The organism is Candidatus Borrarchaeum sp. (genome assembly GCF_019058535.1).
GTDB lineage: Archaea > Asgardarchaeota > Sifarchaeia > Borrarchaeales > Borrarchaeaceae > Borrarchaeum > Borrarchaeum weybense.
Genome location: NZ_JAHPYX010000074.1, coordinates 1 through 17,252, shown reverse-complemented (window position 1 = coordinate 17,252; position 17,252 = coordinate 1). Strand labels below are relative to the sequence as shown.

At 35.1% G+C, this 17,252-nt stretch carries 17 protein-coding genes and 1 pseudogene; 8 read left to right on the top strand and 10 right to left on the bottom strand.

All coding sequences use genetic code 11. The features are described from left to right. Position 1: 1 nt before the first annotated feature. Positions 2-979 (top strand): AN1-type zinc finger domain-containing protein, encoded by a 978-nt coding sequence (locus tag QVB70_RS04115; protein ID WP_287583674.1) that lies wholly within the window; start codon positions 2-4, stop codon positions 977-979. Positions 980-1,124: 145 nt separating this feature from the next. Here the strand turns inward: QVB70_RS04115 and QVB70_RS04110 are convergent, their stop codons facing one another. The 4 genes from QVB70_RS04110 to QVB70_RS04095 all read right to left on the bottom strand — a co-directional run bounded on the left by QVB70_RS04110 (position 1,125) and on the right by QVB70_RS04095 (position 3,794). Beyond that, positions 1,125-1,328 carry a histone gene (locus QVB70_RS04110; RefSeq protein ID WP_287583672.1) on the bottom strand — a complete coding sequence of 68 codons (204 nt, stop codon included), beginning with the start codon at positions 1,326-1,328 and terminating at the stop codon, positions 1,125-1,127. Between the two features lie 426 nt (positions 1,329-1,754). Continuing rightward, positions 1,755-1,958 carry a histone gene (locus tag QVB70_RS04105; RefSeq protein WP_287583670.1) on the bottom strand — a complete coding sequence of 68 codons (204 nt, stop codon included), beginning with the start codon at positions 1,956-1,958 and terminating at the stop codon, positions 1,755-1,757. A gap of 490 nt (positions 1,959-2,448) precedes the next feature. Further along, entirely contained in the window at positions 2,449-2,652 is a 204-nt protein-coding gene (locus QVB70_RS04100) for a histone (RefSeq protein WP_287583668.1), read from the bottom strand. An 806-nt stretch (positions 2,653-3,458) separates the two neighbouring features. Continuing rightward, positions 3,459-3,794: a hypothetical protein gene (locus tag QVB70_RS04095; RefSeq protein ID WP_287583666.1), complete on the bottom strand. Its 336-nt coding sequence runs from the start codon at positions 3,792-3,794 to the stop codon at positions 3,459-3,461. A 198-nt stretch (positions 3,795-3,992) separates the two neighbouring features. Here QVB70_RS04095 and QVB70_RS04090 point away from each other — a divergent pair, with 198 nt between their 5' ends. Continuing rightward, positions 3,993-5,144, top strand: coding sequence for an MFS transporter (locus QVB70_RS04090; RefSeq protein ID WP_287583664.1), 1,152 nt, complete (start codon positions 3,993-3,995; stop codon positions 5,142-5,144). A gap of 139 nt (positions 5,145-5,283) precedes the next feature. Here the strand turns inward: QVB70_RS04090 and QVB70_RS04085 are convergent, their stop codons facing one another. The 4 genes from QVB70_RS04085 to QVB70_RS04070 all read right to left on the bottom strand — a co-directional run bounded on the left by QVB70_RS04085 (position 5,284) and on the right by QVB70_RS04070 (position 9,738). Further along, positions 5,284-7,113, bottom strand: coding sequence for a homing endonuclease associated repeat-containing protein (locus tag QVB70_RS04085; RefSeq protein WP_287583663.1), 1,830 nt, complete (start codon positions 7,111-7,113; stop codon positions 5,284-5,286). 273 nt (positions 7,114-7,386) lie between these two features. After that, positions 7,387-7,662 carry a hypothetical protein gene (locus tag QVB70_RS04080; RefSeq protein ID WP_287583661.1) on the bottom strand — a complete coding sequence of 92 codons (276 nt, stop codon included), beginning with the start codon at positions 7,660-7,662 and terminating at the stop codon, positions 7,387-7,389. Positions 7,663-7,895: 233 nt separating this feature from the next. Continuing rightward, positions 7,896-8,702 (bottom strand): hypothetical protein, encoded by an 807-nt coding sequence (locus QVB70_RS04075; RefSeq protein ID WP_287583659.1) that lies wholly within the window; start codon positions 8,700-8,702, stop codon positions 7,896-7,898. Positions 8,703-8,769: 67 nt separating this feature from the next. Further along, positions 8,770-9,738, bottom strand: a complete 969-nt coding sequence (locus QVB70_RS04070; protein WP_287583658.1) for an inorganic phosphate transporter — start codon at positions 9,736-9,738, stop codon at positions 8,770-8,772. Positions 9,739-9,807: 69 nt separating this feature from the next. Between QVB70_RS04070 and QVB70_RS04065 the strand changes: the two genes are divergently transcribed. The 3 genes from QVB70_RS04065 to QVB70_RS04055 all read left to right on the top strand — a co-directional run bounded on the left by QVB70_RS04065 (position 9,808) and on the right by QVB70_RS04055 (position 12,719). Next, on the top strand, positions 9,808-10,473 hold the full coding sequence (locus tag QVB70_RS04065) for a DUF47 domain-containing protein (protein ID WP_287583656.1): 666 nt from the start codon (positions 9,808-9,810) through the stop codon (positions 10,471-10,473). 746 nt (positions 10,474-11,219) lie between these two features. After that, positions 11,220-12,140: a helix-turn-helix transcriptional regulator gene (locus tag QVB70_RS04060; protein ID WP_287583654.1), complete on the top strand. Its 921-nt coding sequence runs from the start codon at positions 11,220-11,222 to the stop codon at positions 12,138-12,140. Positions 12,141-12,197: 57 nt separating this feature from the next. Then, the gene (locus QVB70_RS04055; RefSeq protein WP_287583652.1) at positions 12,198-12,719 is read left to right on the top strand and encodes a hypothetical protein; all 522 of its coding nucleotides are present in this window, start codon (positions 12,198-12,200) and stop codon (positions 12,717-12,719) included. Between the two features lie 50 nt (positions 12,720-12,769). On the opposite strand, the gene QVB70_RS04050 is transcribed toward QVB70_RS04055, so the two are convergent. After that, positions 12,770-13,984: an MFS transporter gene (locus QVB70_RS04050; protein WP_287583650.1), complete on the bottom strand. Its 1,215-nt coding sequence runs from the start codon at positions 13,982-13,984 to the stop codon at positions 12,770-12,772. A 64-nt stretch (positions 13,985-14,048) separates the two neighbouring features. Here QVB70_RS04050 and QVB70_RS04045 point away from each other — a divergent pair, with 64 nt between their 5' ends. Together QVB70_RS04045 and QVB70_RS04040 are read left to right on the top strand one after the other, a co-directional pair. After that, positions 14,049-14,861: a hypothetical protein gene (locus tag QVB70_RS04045; protein ID WP_287583648.1), complete on the top strand. Its 813-nt coding sequence runs from the start codon at positions 14,049-14,051 to the stop codon at positions 14,859-14,861. Positions 14,862-15,241: 380 nt separating this feature from the next. Beyond that, positions 15,242-15,901 carry a hypothetical protein gene (locus QVB70_RS04040; protein ID WP_287583646.1) on the top strand — a complete coding sequence of 220 codons (660 nt, stop codon included), beginning with the start codon at positions 15,242-15,244 and terminating at the stop codon, positions 15,899-15,901. A 106-nt stretch (positions 15,902-16,007) separates the two neighbouring features. Here the strand turns inward: QVB70_RS04040 and QVB70_RS04035 are convergent, their stop codons facing one another. Further along, positions 16,008-16,772, bottom strand: a complete 765-nt coding sequence (locus QVB70_RS04035) for a hypothetical protein (RefSeq protein ID WP_287583644.1) — start codon at positions 16,770-16,772, stop codon at positions 16,008-16,010. Between the two features lie 187 nt (positions 16,773-16,959). On the opposite strand from QVB70_RS04035, the pseudogene QVB70_RS04030 reads away from it, so the two are divergent. Next, positions 16,960-17,252: pseudogene (locus tag QVB70_RS04030) on the top strand (hypothetical protein); the annotation flags it as partial.

Genomic DNA, 17,252 nt, shown 5'->3' with positions numbered 1-17,252 from the left:
CATGGTCTGGCCGCCTCCCTATGGTGCACCTCCACAAAAACGCACTTCATCTACAGAAATAATTCATATATTAGTAGGAACCGTTCTTGTGTCACTGGTGATAGGATCGTTCTTTTTCGATCCGCTAAATTTGTTTGCGGACATTGCAATGAACCAGGATCAAATATTCTTATTTGTGTTAGTTTCGTTCCTAGCAGCACCTGCTTTCATCTTGCACGAGTTAGCACATAAATTCGTGGCTCAAAAATATGGTTTTTGGGGAGAATTCAGACTTATTCCTTTTGGCGTCGTCCTTACTATAATCTCAATAGTTTCTCCGTTTAAGTTAGTCGGACCTGGAGCTGTGATGATCTCTGGGGCAAATATCACACGAGAAAAAAATGGAAGGATTTCTTTGGCAGGACCAATAACAAATTTCATATTGATTGGGGTCTGCCTTCTTTTCGTTCCACTTTTACCATTCGAGATTGTTGGTCAACCATTTCTTGTAATACTTGCCCAGCTTAATGCTATTATTGCTGTATTTAATTTATTACCAGTCTCACTCTTGGATGGAAAGAAGATTTACAAATGGAATAAGACTGCATGGTTAGTCTCTATTGCTCTATCTGCATTCTTTTGGGTAGTTCTTCTTTTTTTAAGCGTATCGCCATTCATCTGGGTTTTAATGGGAGTTGGGGTGTTAAGTGTTGCTGCGTTAATCTATTGGAACTTCTTCAGGGAAAAAAAAGGAAAAGAGATTGAAATAATTGATGCTTCAGAAATGCCATTTATTCCACGATTCATTAGAAGTTCATCAGAGAGTGCATCAGAGGAAAAACCAGAGACTAAGATAAAATCTATGCTTGTTAGTGAGTGTGAACAATGTGGAAAAGCAGTATTTCTTCCTTTTAGGTGTTGGCGATGCGATGGGTTCTTCTGTTATGACCATAGATTGCCAGAAAACCATAACTGCCCTGCATTGAAGGGAGCAGGTTAGTTTAAATTACTTTTTGGTTCTAAATAGAAAAAGGAAAGCTAAGAGCTCAAAAAAACTCTTAAAGTTGAAGAATTAAGTTGCTAAGCTGATTTTAAGAAAAGCAAAAAAGAAAAAAGAGTAATTAAGAAAGATTTCATGCACACATTTAACCTTTGATTGCTAGGTTAATGTCAGACATCATAACTTTCTTTCGTCCGGCGTGTTTGGCAAATCCGACCGCTTTCCTCGTGAGTATCTCACATTGTTCTTCAAGATAGTCAACGAGTTTCATTACAGCGCCCTTAGCTACCAATTTTGCGCCAGATTCTTTCATAAGATCTCTAACTGGGGCAATTGCTAATCGAGCCATAAAATCAACTCCACTTCAAAGAATGAACTGGTTTCATTCTTTCTGAAAAGTATTTCAGTCTTAAACCAATATATAAAGCTTCTGGTTGCCTCAACCAAGTTCCCCATTTAAAACTCATCATGAACTCGATACTCAACGAAAATCTTAATGATCATTATAGTGCGCGCGCTATTGGAGGTAATCAGAGACTATAGCTATAATATAAGTATAATTCGAAGGCGACTTATTTGGGTGATGTGCTACACGCGCACAAACATATAGTTCAATCAGAATCCACTCTTTAAGTCAATCACAATAGAATCAACTTTTCATAATATGTGTAAAAAATTGCCAGATTAGCTATAGGAAGATACGTGATTAGCATAGCGGATTCTAAAATATAAAAAAAAAGAAAAAGGGGTATAAAGAAAGACTAGACACACACATTTAACTTTTGATTGCTAGAGAGATGTCGGACATCATAACTTTCTTTCGTCCGGCGTGTTTGGCAAATCCGACCGCTTTCCTTGTGAGCGTTTCACATTGCTCTTCAAGGTAGTCAACGAGTTTCAAAACTGCGTCTTTAGCTACCAATTTTGCGCCTGAGTCTTTCATAAGATCTCGAACTGGGGCAATTGCTAATCGAGCCATAAAATCAACTCCACTTCGAAGAATGAATTGATTTCATTCTTTCTGAAAGATCTTTGTACTATAATGACTATATAAAGCTTCTGGTTGCCTCAACCAAGTTCCCCAAATCAAGATACTCATGAACTTGGTGCTTATCGAAAATGTGGGCAGTCCATACCGCGAGCGCGTACTCGGAGTCAATCAGAGACCATAGATATTACTGAAATATTACCTCATAGCTACATATTTGGATGACAAAATATACCAACTTATGGCACGATTTAACCATGATTCCCATTTCTATTATTTTTCATCATAGAGAGTATCACTAAACAAATAACTCAAATCCGTCTAACAATGAAAGCTCTACCTCAGAATAAGACTAAAATTTGCACAAAACTTTGGTTTAAGTATCTAGCGAAAGCTACGCGAAGATAAATAACTAACTTAATGAATTGCAGACACTAAAAAAAAGAAAAAAGGGTAGTTAAGAAAGATTCGACGCACACATTTAACCTTTGATTGCTAGGTTAATGTCGGTCATCATAACTTTCTTTCGTCCGGCGTGCTTGGCAAATCCGATCGCTTTCCTCGTGAGTTCTTCAACTTCTGCCTCAAGAAATTCAACGAGTTTGGATACAGCATCCTTAGCTACCAATTTTGCGCCAGATTCTTTCATAAGATCTCTAACTGGGGCAATTGCTAATCGAGCCATAAAATCAACTCCACTTGCAAGAATGAATTGATTTCATTCTTTCTGAAAGGTATTCAGTCCTAAGCCAATATATAAAGCTTCTGGTTGCCTCAATCCAACTCCTCATAATAAGACCATCATGAACTAAGTACTCATCGAAAGTTTTGGTATTCCATACTACGAGCGCGCAATCGGAGTCAATCAGAAACTATAAACATCACAGAAAACTTGATTCATTGAGACTCATTTGGATAACCATATGCACATATTACCTGTAGAATTTAACATAAATTTTGTTTTTTTGGATAAAAAAATGCTTAGATCACTATTACAAAAAACAATCTGTTTCCTTTACCGATTTCACTGAAAAAGGTTAAATCATTATTTAGAGCCATAAAAGCTTATCAGGATATCAATTGCAGTTTATATTATTTGAAAAAATTCTTCTAAGTGTTTTTAGTCTTTTTGTCATTACAAAGCGCGATAAAAAACTGTTTCTTTTGTGATTTTCTATTTTTTTAAAGTGTATGCTCTACTAAATTGTGTGTTGATGTGAGCTACCTCGTACTAAAGCATCGAGGCTTCCTGCTTCTACGACAGACTCGATCCCCTTGTCGGGTTACGGAGGTCATATCTCCACAGGCTTAACATCCCTACGCCCCGTAGGTACGGTTAACCATCGTGATGCAATCGAAGTATGCACCTTGTCTACAAGTGTGCGTATTATCCCTCCAATTGCCGTTGATATCTCGTTATACCAACTATATAACTCTTAGGGAGACCCCTCGATCTAAGTGATAAAATTGAACACACATTATTGCAACTCATCACCACGTTGAAACAGTGGTGCTTTCTTGCTCAGTTACTCGTAAAAAAATAGTTTCTTGCATTCTGAATAAAACGACTAACGTTCCAAAAACGGGGAAGATAGCAAGGATCAGAAACATTATGCGTATACCAAACATCTCAGCAATAATACCAGCTACTGTATTCACTCCATAGAATATCCCCACCATTATACTAGCCTGAAATAATGTAGCTCCAAGTGATTTTGCATAAAGAGGAATTATAACAACTGGAATTATTATCGAAAATGCGTAGAACCAGTTTACTGTGTTTATTGATAATAAGGAAGGATTAGAGTTATCTTTTGTTGAGTTCAATGTGCACACATCTGTTCGTAAGAGAGACCATATTTCAATTTAGTCCATTGCGCAAGTTGAAAATTGAACTCATCACAAGCCTTATAAATCAACCGCATTGAAGACCACCTGTGCAAATTTTTGCTCCTATTAGCGTTATCTGATTTAAAAAACTCCAATAAATAAAAACATTCAATCTAATATGAGGCTTGATTTTTCTTGAAAAGCAGTACTCAAAGCTTGACAACTCTTAGTTTCGCTCACTATTTCAATGATACCTATTCAATGATTCTCCCTGGATTGATACCAATTCTTATTCCTCTATTTGGACTTAGTTACTTTCAAGCAGGATTGGCTGCCATGCTTCTAGTAGCGATCCCTGCAGTTCTACAGCCATTGTTAGGACATTTTGGTGATGCAGGGAAAGCCAAACAAGTTTTGATTGGAGGATTAATACTCGTCAGTATCAGTACGGCATTTTTTGGCGCGGCTCCAAACTATATCATTTTTCTTCTTCTTTCTGGAATTGCAGGTGTCGGTCTTGCTGCATATCATCCACAAGCAACTTTATTTCTTTCAACTGACTTTGGAGGAGGAAAGGGGAAGGCATTGGGTATTCATGGGGCTGGAGGAAGTTTAGGTCATTTCTCTGGTCCAACGTTAATTACAATCTTGGCTTCCACAGTTATCGGATGGCAATTAGGCTTAGTTCTACTAGTCATTCCAACGATTTTAGTAGCAGTTGCGTGCTGGGTAATTCTTCACACTTCTGATTTATCTTCGAATTCAAGTGTTAAACATGCACCTTATAGTATCAAGAAAGCATTAACAATCCCGGTTATCATCCTTAGTATTGTAATGGCACTAAGAACCTCGGTTTACAGGGGTATTACTACTTTCTTACCTGCATTTTTTGTATCAGAAGGTATTTCATTGCTTTATGCAGGAGCGTTCACAGGAGTACTGTTAAGCGCTGGAATACTAGCCCAACCGTTATTTGGACTTATTTCAGATCGCATTGGCAGGAAAATAGTTGTTGTAACCACAATGCTAGCACTTTCACCGCTTGTCTTTGTTTTTGCATTTTTAGTATCTATTTCGGAATTACTTTTAATTATCGTTTTATTTCTAATTGGATTTTGTATTTTTGCAACGTTTCCTGTAGGATTAGCTTTTTCCGCGGAACTTGGAGAAAATAACGTCGCTATTACTGTTGGTATCGTTTCGGGGATCTCTATGGGTTTTGCAGCCATGATCCCGCCAATAATTGGTTATATTATCGACATCTTTGGTTTCTTTGAGGCATTTGGCGTTTTGGCCGGCTTTAGCCTTTTGGGTGGGATGATATCTTTTTTTCTTCCAAAAAAATAGGGTGTATGCATTTGATTCATAACAAGAGGGGTCAAAAAAGACTAAAACTTAATTATATGAGGACAAAATACAATTTAGGACTGAAAAATTGATCGGTAACAAAAAAAATGATATGATGTTGAGAGAAAGAGTAAGAAGATTAAAGGAGTCCTATTTTTTCTTGAAAGATCTTATATCTTTTAATTATTTTTGCCCTTGAATATCTCTGAGTTAAGGTGCCTAAATGTCCCATTCGTTGTGCCACTAAATTCTGTTTGACTCCTAATTCTTGAAAAAACTCAGACATTGAATGTCTTAAACAATGTGCAGTGAAATAAACACCACTATTCTCTCTTAACTTTGAATATATCTGATGAATTATCCACGGATGAAGTTTCACTTTTTTTACTTTTCCAAGAGCGAAAAAAAAACCATCATGTTCAACTCTATGGATTTTTCTAAGTAACAATTGTTGTCTTACTAAAGCTTTCATCTCATTTGTTAATACGACAAATCTAATTTTGTCACGTTTACCTTTAACTTCTATGTAATGTTCTCTATCGAATCGAGGGATAGGTTCATTTCCATTTTGTTTATTTTCCATTTCGTCTGGTTTGCCAAGCACCATGTCCATTGTAATTTTCTTGTATTCTGAAACCCTTAAGCCAAGGTTTAGTCCTAAATCAAAAATATTTTTCTCTATTGGATTATTTATCACTTTTCGAATTTGTTTAATTTCTTCTCTTGTCAAGGCTCTTGGTTTTGTCTCTGGTAATTGGGGAACAACTTGTGGGAGTTTCAAAGTTTCTTTGATTTCTAATACAATTGCAGTATCTATTATTGGTGAATGTATTTTATTCTTCTTACACCATTCCATTCCTTTTTTCCTTATATGCCATTTTTCTACCCATGTTAGAAAAGCTGATATTGATATTGCTTTATCTTTAATAGATACGGGAGAATTAGGTTTTGTTTGTCTGGTACAGTTGGAGAAACTGCCATATTTCTTGAGATATTTAAAATATTCGATAATGATCTCTGAGTCAAGGTTCTTCCAAGTTTTTTCCTTTGATTTTAGGAAATTACAAAGATCTGCTATAGTTGATGTGTATTTAGCGATTGTTTTATCGCTTATTTTACCTTTTTTGTCATTTCTGTATGCGATGAGTAGATTATCGTACTCATGGAAAGTATGACTAAGCTGCATTCCGGCTTCCAGAAGTGCATTGTTCCACGAGCCAAAATGAATTGCATAAGTTAAAGGTGAAGGTAATAAAGGATCCTTTGAAAATTCACGATTAGCAGGAGTTTTTCTAGTTTCTTTTTTATAATTCTTCAATATTTTTAGGAGTTCTTCTTTCGTATATCGCTTTGTATTTGGATCAAAGCCTAATGATTCAATAAACTTGTTATAAGTTCCATAATAATTTACAAATGTATTTAAGCTTGGTAAATCTAATCCTAATCTTAACTTTGGAAATTCTCGTTTGGTAGGCACTCTTCCTGTCTCTTCTATGTATTTCTTAAACTCAAGTGCCTTTTTTTCTATCTGTTCTTTTTTATATCGCTTTACTTTTGGATTATATCCCAAAAATTCAATAAACTTGTTATAACTTCCAAAATGCCTAACAAGAGTATTTACACTTGGCAGATCTAATTTCAATCTTAGGTTTGAAAACTCTTCACTGGTAGGAACTTTATTTGTTTCTTCTATGTATTTCTTAAGCGTGAATGCTTTATGATCCATCTCTTCCTTTGTATATCCCTGTTTTCCACGTCGCTTCGTAATTGATTCAAAGCCTAAAGATTCAATAAGCTTATTATAACTTCCATAATACTTAACAAATGTATTAAAACTTGGTAAATCCAATTCTGATCTTAACTTTAAAAATTCGTCTTTGGTGGGAATTTTATTTGTTTCGTCTATGTACTTCTTGAACCTAAGTGCTTTTTGTTTGATCTCTTCTTGTGTATATCCTTTTCGACCCACGCAATCCCACCTTTACAAAATTATGTTCATCTATGATGTCTTCAGTATTTGAATGAAACCATTTGATAATGCAGTTTTTGTTGCACAATGATTTAGGTCGATTCACTTCGCTATACATGGATCAAAGTTTCTATAAAAACCCCTCAATTCAACTCCAAATAAGGTTAAGATTTCTTTAGTTTGGCTGGAGCTGTGATTGCTATTCTTCTGCCTAAAATATAAGCACAAATAGTTGCCCACTTTTGGGTGTGAACAATCACGAATGAAAATTGTTTAAAGTTCTCTGTAGGACTTGTAACTGAAATATATGCAGGCTAGCCCATCCAAGATGAATGAAAACTGCTTTACAATGCTTATTGGATTCGTGAACGTATACCATGCTGGATTACCTGGAGTAACAATTAGTGCAGTTAAACCAATAATCAAGAGAAGTATTCCTAATATAAAAGCTGGCTTGATTTTCTTAATATAAAGTGGAATTAATATCCATGCTATAAGGGTCATTATCGAGAAGACAATCAGTGCAGAGGGTGACTGTAGGTTCATCATACTAGCGATCACGACGGATATAAGCGCCCAACCTGCCACTCCGATTAAGGTGATTACGGCACAAGTTAAATTAGAAATAGAAGCGTAATAAAAGTAAAAAAGCAAAAACGCGAAAAATAGTAGCAAAAAAGTGAAAAAGTAAAAATAAAATGAAATCAATTAGTTTCGCATCCAATTTCGTTTTATCAATGAACTATTATATTGCAGATATATAAAAAATATCAGAAAGCATTTTAGTCAAGTATGATTCTTCTATGTCCCAAAGGGCATGTTCCATAATGACAGTCATACCAACCTTCGTCCCACTTTTCCTCGACGTTATAATGGTTATAGCAATATATCTTATCACACTTTGGACAATATGCATCCATACCCTCTTCAAGAGCTGGGGATTCATGCGCAAAATCGTGGACTTCAGCAAGTTTGTCTTCTTCTAATAAACTGAAAACCTTTTTAGCATCCTTCAAACTAAAAGATGCTGTTGTAGTGAGTCCAATATAATACAGGTATTTTTTGCCATCTATACTGGAAACCCCAATTTTAAAGCCTGCCCCAACTTCTCCACAAATAGCGCACGGTAGATGATATTCTTCATCGCTGTACTTAATTACACGTTGAGTTGGTGCTTTGTGTTCCTCTTTACCCACAAAATTTTCTAATTCAGTAGAAATCTGTTCCCAACAAACTTCAAATGTAGCTCTTAGTTCTGACTCTAATTTTATTCCATCTTTACCCGTAATCTTTAATTCACTCGAAAACTGTTCTAATCGACTTTTTGCCAATATCAAGTAAGACCAAGCCGACTTATCGTAATGAGTCCTATCATCGCTGATTCCTTTAAGCAGTTCCCATGCTGAGACGATACTAAAATAAACTTCTTTAACATCTGTAATCCACGCTTCGTCAATAGATTCATCTGTAGTATTCAAAAATTCAATTATTTTGTCTTTTACATCTTCAAGTTTTTGTATTGAGTCTCTTATCTTCCAAACTCGTTCTCTAGCTTTGTCTTTGGCTTTAACTTTTTTTTTACGTGGCATTTTTTTTAAACCCTCAATTAAAAAATGGATTCGGGGCTTAATATAACTTATCGATTTTATCATTGAACTAGAAAAACTGTAGTCCACTATAAATCGCTATTGAGAATAACGCCGACGCAGGAAAGGTGACACCCCAAGCAAAGGCAATTCCTTTAACGGTACGTGTATTTACTTTGATTTTTTTGGCGTATCCTACGCCTACGAGTGCCGCTACCAAAACTGCAGTTCCGGAGAGAGGCAATCCAAACCATGTGCCGAGAAACATAACAAGAGCCGTTGCAACTTGCGCGGCAAATGCTGATGAAGGAGTTAATTTTACCACTGAAGTTCCTAGTTCTAAAAGCACTCTTCTACCAAGGATCAGAAGTCCAATAGTTGCCCCAATACCTCCAATAATCAATAAAACAGTAAGTTCAACTGCATGAATTAAAGGTGCAATCGCATTAGCTATATCATTTGCACCCCTGCTAAATTGTGTGATCATTACAGCGACCAGAAGCATCTGTGCGAATAGTCTTTCTCTTTTTTCTACATCATTTAATCCTTTGACCTTTGAGAGAACACCTCTCTGCAAAGCGGTGTAGGTAAGGTATGCGATAACAAAACCCAGAACCGGAGAGATAGCCAAACCTAAAAATACTAGCACAATAGCATTCCAATTAATATATGAAAAACCAATAATTACGCCTAGTCCTATTATTGAACCTATCATAGCTTGTGTTGTAGAAATGGGAGATTTAAAGTAACTAGCTATCGTTAACCATGCTCCAACAGCGAAAACTATAGATATAATCTCAATCATTGTTAAAGGCTTTGTAATAATTCCTTGTCCTAAGGTTTCTGCCACTCTGTCTCCTAGTACTAGAATCCCAGCGATGTTCAATACACATGCTAAAACTAAAGCGAATTTCAACTTAATATATCCCGAACCTACCGCTGGAGCAAATGTTTCATCATTACTACCAATGCCGAAGCTAATTGTAGATGCACCGCAAATACTTAAAATGAGTAATAGAAATATAGGTAGAATAATCATTTCTCATCCCTTTTTTGGAAATTGCTCATATTATTTAAATCAAACGATATGTCAGGATGGAAATTAGAAATGGCATTGAAAGGCACAATATCTGATCGAGACAGTAAGAACCGAGCATTAGAATTATTTAAAGAACACAGAAACAAAGTTAAAGAGTGTATTGTTAGTTTAGAAGAAGTTTTCAAAGCTTTGTACGAAAAGAGGGACTGTAATACAGTTTGTGCAACACTTATAAAAAATGAAGCAGAAGCAGATCGGTTAAAAGAGCAACTCATAGAACTGTTATTTAAGGGAACGTTCCTTCCATTAACAGGTGAAGATCGCTTAAAAATAATTGAAATGAATGATAATGTCGCTGACGCTGCCGAAAAGACAATACGAGCACTGCATGCTTATTTGCCCTTGCTTTGGGAAATAGATCAAAATCTGAAAAAGGCTATATGGCAACTGTCTCAAAAGGTAACAGAACTCTCAGAACATCTTTCAAAAGCAATGGAATTATTGGCAGACGACTTTAAAGGCGCATTCGAAGAAGCAGAAAATGTTGAAAAAATGAGGAGAGATATTCGTAACAAAGGTTATGAGCTAATAGAACAATTATTCAAACAACAGAATAGTGATATTGGCGCTACTTTGCTTACTAAAGAAGTTATATTAGATATCTTGAACGTCGCCGATATAGCAGAAGATGCCTCTGATTTTATTACAGCCATTGTGATAAAATATGCCTACTGAAAACTAAATGATCCTACGGTTGAAAAAATTATTGAAAAAACTCTATTCTTAAGAACTTGATGAACTAACTGTTTCTTTTACTCTTAATAGTACGATTATCAACCCAATAACTGGCAAGATAGCAAGGATCGCAAATATTGCTCGTAAACCAAAGAATTCTGCTAAAATGCCTGATATAATTGTCCCACTGACTGCCCCAAAGGTTATACTTGAACTTAGATAGCCAATAATAATGAGTTAGTGGAATCATCGCTTGCAGAGTTCAAAATAATCATCTTTTTTCGAAGCTAGTAATTTAATTTAAAAATCTAACTTCACGAGCTGAAACTGAAGTGCTTGACAGTTTAAACTTCAAGATAAAATGAATTCAATAGAGGCAGTATATTTAAAATTCAGATAGGTAATTAAATGATTTTTCTGCCGCTTACGGGTTAAGATGATGCAACGGTTTCTTGTACCTTTAAAATTACAATTAATGATCCTATAACGGGCAATATAGCTAGAACCAAAAACATTGGACGAAAACCTAGTAATTCTGCTAAGATACCGGCAAAAAGAGAGCCAGTTAAACTGGCAAAGCCGAGTGTGAAGCTTTGTAATAAAGTAATTTAAAATATAGAGTTTTTTGCTATATATTCGAACAAAATAGCAACATTTCAGAGTAAAGGATAAATATTCCTTTTAAAAGAAGGTTTTATCAACAAAATCTTTTAAGAGATTAAGATCATTAATCTCTTGGTGAGAGATTGGACAGTTTACTTGGAGCTCCTGAATTTAAAAAACTTATTCGTGAAACATCTGTCCGTGAGTATTTTGTTGAATTGAAAGAAGACGCCTTAACAGAACAAGGCTTCTTTAATTTGGTTAAGGTTCCTGGTTTACGAATTGCTAGAGCTGGTAAGTTTCTCAAGAAATTGAGAATCGCTAATCGTCTTACACGATCAGAGTTTGCTAAAATCTTCAAATTGACTCGCAGTCAAGTAAGGGATTGGGAAAACAATTCTAGAACGATTCCTTTGAAACTCTTGGTCAAAATCGCAGAAAAAAATGGTGTATCAAAGGATTCTGTTTATTCGCTTATTGATAGTGGAGTATTCAAAACTAAAAGCTCTTTACCTGTTAAATTCGAGAAAATTAAGGATATTATACATTTTTTCTATCCAACGTCACCAAACAAATCCAACTACAGTTGGCCAATTTCCATACATAGCAAATCAAAAGAGGCTCTTTCAAAGATTAAAGCTATGCTAAATATAAGTTTAATCTCAGATCATCGATGGAATAGCAATAGAACACACTCTAAAGAATTACATAACTTTCTTAAGACCTTTTTTCGATACAACGAAATTCTTAAAATAAATCCACCGCTCACAAGTGAAGTTAAAAGATGGTTTGAGATGGGCATTGACCTGAAAAGCGCGATCATAATCCCATGTCTTCAGAGTGATGGCGGTATAGGACAATTCGATTTATCACTTATGTTCTCAGGAAATAGTAAAATCTTGCATGACTATTTTGTAGATGCTATGTACTACGAATACGGTCTTTTGCCTACATCTTATTTCAAACAATACAAAGTGAAAAACTCTAATTCAAAAGTCTACTATTATAACCGTACAGAATTTGTTCAAAATTCAGTAAAAGATATCATAGATGAAGTAATGTAACTTGCAGGAAATACAAAAACAAAACCAGCCAATAATCAAACAGTTGATGAATACCTAATGGAACCTCAACCACATTTGGACTATTTAATAAAAGCAACTGAGGCTGAACAGAAGATTGCTTTTAGAATATGGGCTTCAACTGAAGGATGTATTTATGCATGGAATAGTAGCCAAAAAAATGTATACCCAGCTCTAGAAATCGCATGTGCACATCCTAAACTACTCAAGCAACTTCATCAAATTGCAGTGCTTTGTAATATAAATATGATTGAACGAAGATCAAAATGCAAATGGTCTGGAAAAGAGGGATTGTGTACATATTCTTTAAAATCATGCGTAGAATTTCTAAAATTAGGAGGTTTCATCCAAGGAGTAAAGATCAGTTCACACAGTAAATACCATAAAGATATAAACAAAGGTATTCTATTACTTGGAATCTTAGAATTTAAAATACGACAAAAGAAGAATTCAAGACTTAGAAAACTTTCCAGTGAGAAGATTCATCAAGAGATCAATAAAATTACTAGAAATAAACAGTACAACACAAAACAATTCTATATTGACTATTTTTCAAAGTAACAGAGGATATTGAAAAGAGAATCCATATATTCTTCCTATTTCATAGGAATTTAAACGATAGTCTCTTTCACTTTAAATAACACGATTAATGAGCCAAATACTGGTAATATGGAGAGGATCATAAACATAATACGTATACCTAAAATTTCTGCAATAAATCCAGCAAAAAGTGAGCCTGTTAGACTGGCGAAGCCTAATACAAATGAAAGAAACCCCATGATCTCATTATGTTTGAATTCAGGTGCAACATCAGCTACGAAAGCACTTTCCCCTGTAAAAATACCAGCGAATGCAAAGGAAAGAAGAATTTGAGCTATAATGAGAATGAAGAGACCATTTGCAATTGCATAGAGCACTAAAACTGCACTTGTTCCAATCAAACCCAAGTAAATTATTGGTTTGCGACCTATCTTGTCAGACAGTTTTCCGATAGGTGTCATTGTAACCGCTTGAAGACCATTATTAAGACCGATAAGGATACCAACCCATATTATAGGAACTAATGTTGAAAAGAAAACTGTTACCAAAGCTAAAACACCCCAGTATGCAAAGTATCGTGTAAAAACCGCTGCAAAAAGCCAATTTAAGCCATTCTTTTTAAGATAATCAATCTCTTCACCGCAACAACCAGGTATGATACGTCTCTTTAACTTATGCCAAATTGTTTTGAGGCTTCTATCTTTGATTATACCCGTTTTAGTTTCTTTAAGAAAAATGAGTATTATCGCTGCTGCAAAAACCGCAAAACTGCATCCGATATAAAAGCTTAGAGCAAATCCAAATAAATCTTCAATCAACCCACTGAAAAACGAGCCAAGAGCCCACCCAAGAGAGATCGACGTATTTAAGATTCCCATATTTTTACCTTTTTCAGTCTTTGCGGAAATTTCAGAAACCAAGCCAAACATATTTGGTGGATATGCCGAAATAATAACACCAAGAAGTCCCATAAGCACGATTAAATAGACAGGAATGCTGATAAAAGGAATTAAGCAAAGAGCGATGGCCGAACCGATCAAACTAAACATAAGAAATGGCTTTCTTGTCCCTAGAATATCAGATAGTGAGCCCATAATAACTGTAGTTGCTGAATTCATACCAAAGAATACTCCTAATATCAAACTAATTTGAAACAGTGTTGCACCGATAGAAAGAGCGTAAAGAGGAAGTATAACCGACGGAATAATAGTTGCATAAGAAAAGAAAAAGCCAGTCGTGTTAATTGTTAAGAATGATCTCTTGAAATCGTCTTTTGCAGAGGTCAAAGTAATCGCATCTTTTTTTTGAAAGTATCAAGTTTTAGCTATAATTCTTTAACGGTTATAACAATTGATTTTTATAGTCTTAGTCCGTAAGACAATCGAAGAGTGTTCTGAGATGACTACCATCCTTGAAGATTTATCAGAGTGTGAAAAAGCGCTACTAATATCAATACTGGACAATGATGGAGTTATCGTCCAGATTTGGGATATGTGTTTTGCTAATCCCCCTGGAAAGCTAGTTCACTGGCACGCCTCCCAACTTGGCGTAGGCATTAAGAGAGTTTTCAAAATCATTCGAAAATTTACTAAGATGGGATTTGTTGAAAGAGTAGACTATAAACGTACCAAGGGCGATAAATTTATTATACCAAAATACGATCTCACATGCGAAGGAAAAGCAAAAGCGATTCATTTAAAGCGAGAAAAGTTAGCAAAACAACAAATCATTAAAGATCCCAGTAAATGTCTTATGAGAGTTTTGGTTCATACCAGAAGCAAAGATGAATCTGAAGATTTTCTTTTTGCGATGTTAAAGCATCATATCGGGAACTTAGAGTCCGTAAAAATTAGAACAGAACATATTAGTGGATCTCAATATCTAATAACTCGTGGAGATGTCGTTGTTGTTACTATGAAGCAAACAAGCCTTGGAAATAAGGTGCTTATGAAAACGTTGAGATTATCAGAGGATCAGTCAAAGATGGTTACAAAATATGCGCGTACATGTTCAACTGTACGAAGTTGTTTAATGACTGGGAAACCAATCAATTTCATGTTTGTTCAACAAGAACCGTTCATACATGGTTTACAGCCTTGTGGCATCTACAAAAAAGATAAAGTCAAAACCATTCTTAAAGAATGGAAAAAGTACCCAGGGTAACTCTTTCGATTTTTTTAACTTTATCGATAAGAATAGCTCCGTTTTTTCCAATAAATGTTCAATCACCTGAAATATTTGAAAATATGCTTACATTATAAAAATTGAATTGAAATAATCACCTGACAAGCCCGTTTATCACTCAAAAGCCTGTTAAAAAGTTTGCAGAAAAACATAGCTTAATATATTTCAAAAACATTAATTATATTTAACAGAAAATTGTGAAAGGAGGTTAATTTTCTATATTAGCGAGCCTGCCTTAGTCAACAAGGGATCTAGCAGATATCTAAGGCGAGACGTATTATAAAATGGAGATTTTAATCATTTTACGTTTCTAGATTATAAGCTATACAAGTTAGAAATATGCATAAGGAGGTGAAAAGATGACACAGGAAAACAATTTACCACCGAAGGTTCCTACAGAAGTTCTGAAAGAAGAAGTGCTAGATGGAATTACCAGTAGTAACTTACAAAGGGATACATATAGACCATATGGCATCTACATAACGACCAAGCGAATAATTGGTATAAAGCCAAATAAATTTCAGAAAATCAATCCTATGTGGTGGTTCGTTATTGTTCTAGGTATTGTGTTAGTGGGTACTCTCATTGGTTTAGGTGCATTATTTGTTCCATTACTGATTGGTGGCTTCTTCTTGATTAGGTTTATTCTAAGAAGAACCATTTACAAACCAGATGATTTCTCCAAAAAAACAATAGAAGAGTTAGAAGAAAAAAGGGATTTCGAAGTATTTAAAGATGAGATAGAAGAAATCAGATTACAAGAACCGAAAGGAACATTATTTGGTGGTCTAATGGGTGGATTCGGTGGACTTGGTGGATTTGGTAGATCAAGGAGAAGATCTAATCGTCCGTATAGAGACTTGGTTATTCAAAGTAATAAACACGAATATAAAATCAATATCTTCAGAGGAAGCGCATTGGAGAAAATGTACGAGATGTTTAATGAGCCTGAGACAATAGAGGATATATTCGAGCATAACAGAACGGAAACTATTTCCAATACTCCTGCTACTGCATAATAATGGGAAATGGCTCATTATATCTATTTTTTGATTAATATTTAAGATTCTTTTTCTAAAATTAATTTCAGTCAAGTAGAATGCCAAATTTTTTTAGAATGGTATTCTAATGGATTTGTTTTACAGGGTCGTTAAAGGAACAAGGAACTACACAAACGCATTTTCCACAAACATCTGCTAATCCAAGTTTTGAATATAAATCCGCATTTAACAAGCAAACTTCATAACACCGATGTCTATCAAAGGAATCAATTTTCAAGGCATTAAAAATGCAGTTCCCAACACATTGCATACAAGTTTCGTTATGCTTGTATAAACAGAATTCCGTTTCTGGTCTCTTTGTAGGTTTTATTTTTGCATTTGTTATTAAAGATCCTAATCTTCCACAGCATCCACGGTCAGTAATTAGCATTTGATGAACTCCAAATTTGCCTAAACCTGCAATAAAAGCAACATGCTTATGTGACCAATCACTAATCAATTTAGATGAGCTAAAATTGTGAGTAGGAGGAAGAATCACTGATTTGAATTTTCGTCTTTCTAATTCTTCAGATAAATATTCATTGAGATCGGATATCAGTTTGTTAGTTTCAATATAAGCGATAGCCCATTCTTCCGAACAATTCTGTCCATTTACATTACTCAAAGGAATTGCTTTTTTAAATGGAATGAAATAAGAAATCACCGTTTCTGCTTCTCTTAGTAACTCTGTTGGCAAACTGTGTGTCTCACTTATTACTGTCTTTAATTTCAAAAATAAGGGATCGTGAGCACTTGCAAACGCAATAAGTGGTTCTTCCCAATCAGTTTTAGTTTTTTTAGCAGATTTATAGGTTTCAACGAATTCTTTGATGGCTTCTGGAATGTTCATACAAAATACTTGAAATGAAATCTTTATATAATTAACTTAAATGCATTAATGGGTTTCTCTGAATCTTAATCTGTTATTTAGAGCAGCAGCACTTCAATATATTCATGTGTCTCATTAATAATCGTGTCAAAACTAAATTCAAAAGGTAAATAAATAATGATGTGTTTTTCTAGACTGAGGAACCAAAATGCAGTGGGCATTCTTTCCCATTTTTATGGGTATTATAATTTTTATCATCATAGTGGCGAGTTTAGTTGGAATTTGGCTGTGTATTTGGATATATCGAGATGCAGAAGCGCGTGGAGAAAATGGAGCGCTTTGGGTAATTATCCTGCTTATAGCTGGCCTCATTGGACTAATCGTATGGCTTGTTGTACGTAGTGACAAACCAATTATCAATCCACGCATTACAGCTTCTAAATACAGGACTCAGAGTACAGAATATATGCCTCCGACACCCAACACTAAGACACCTCCACC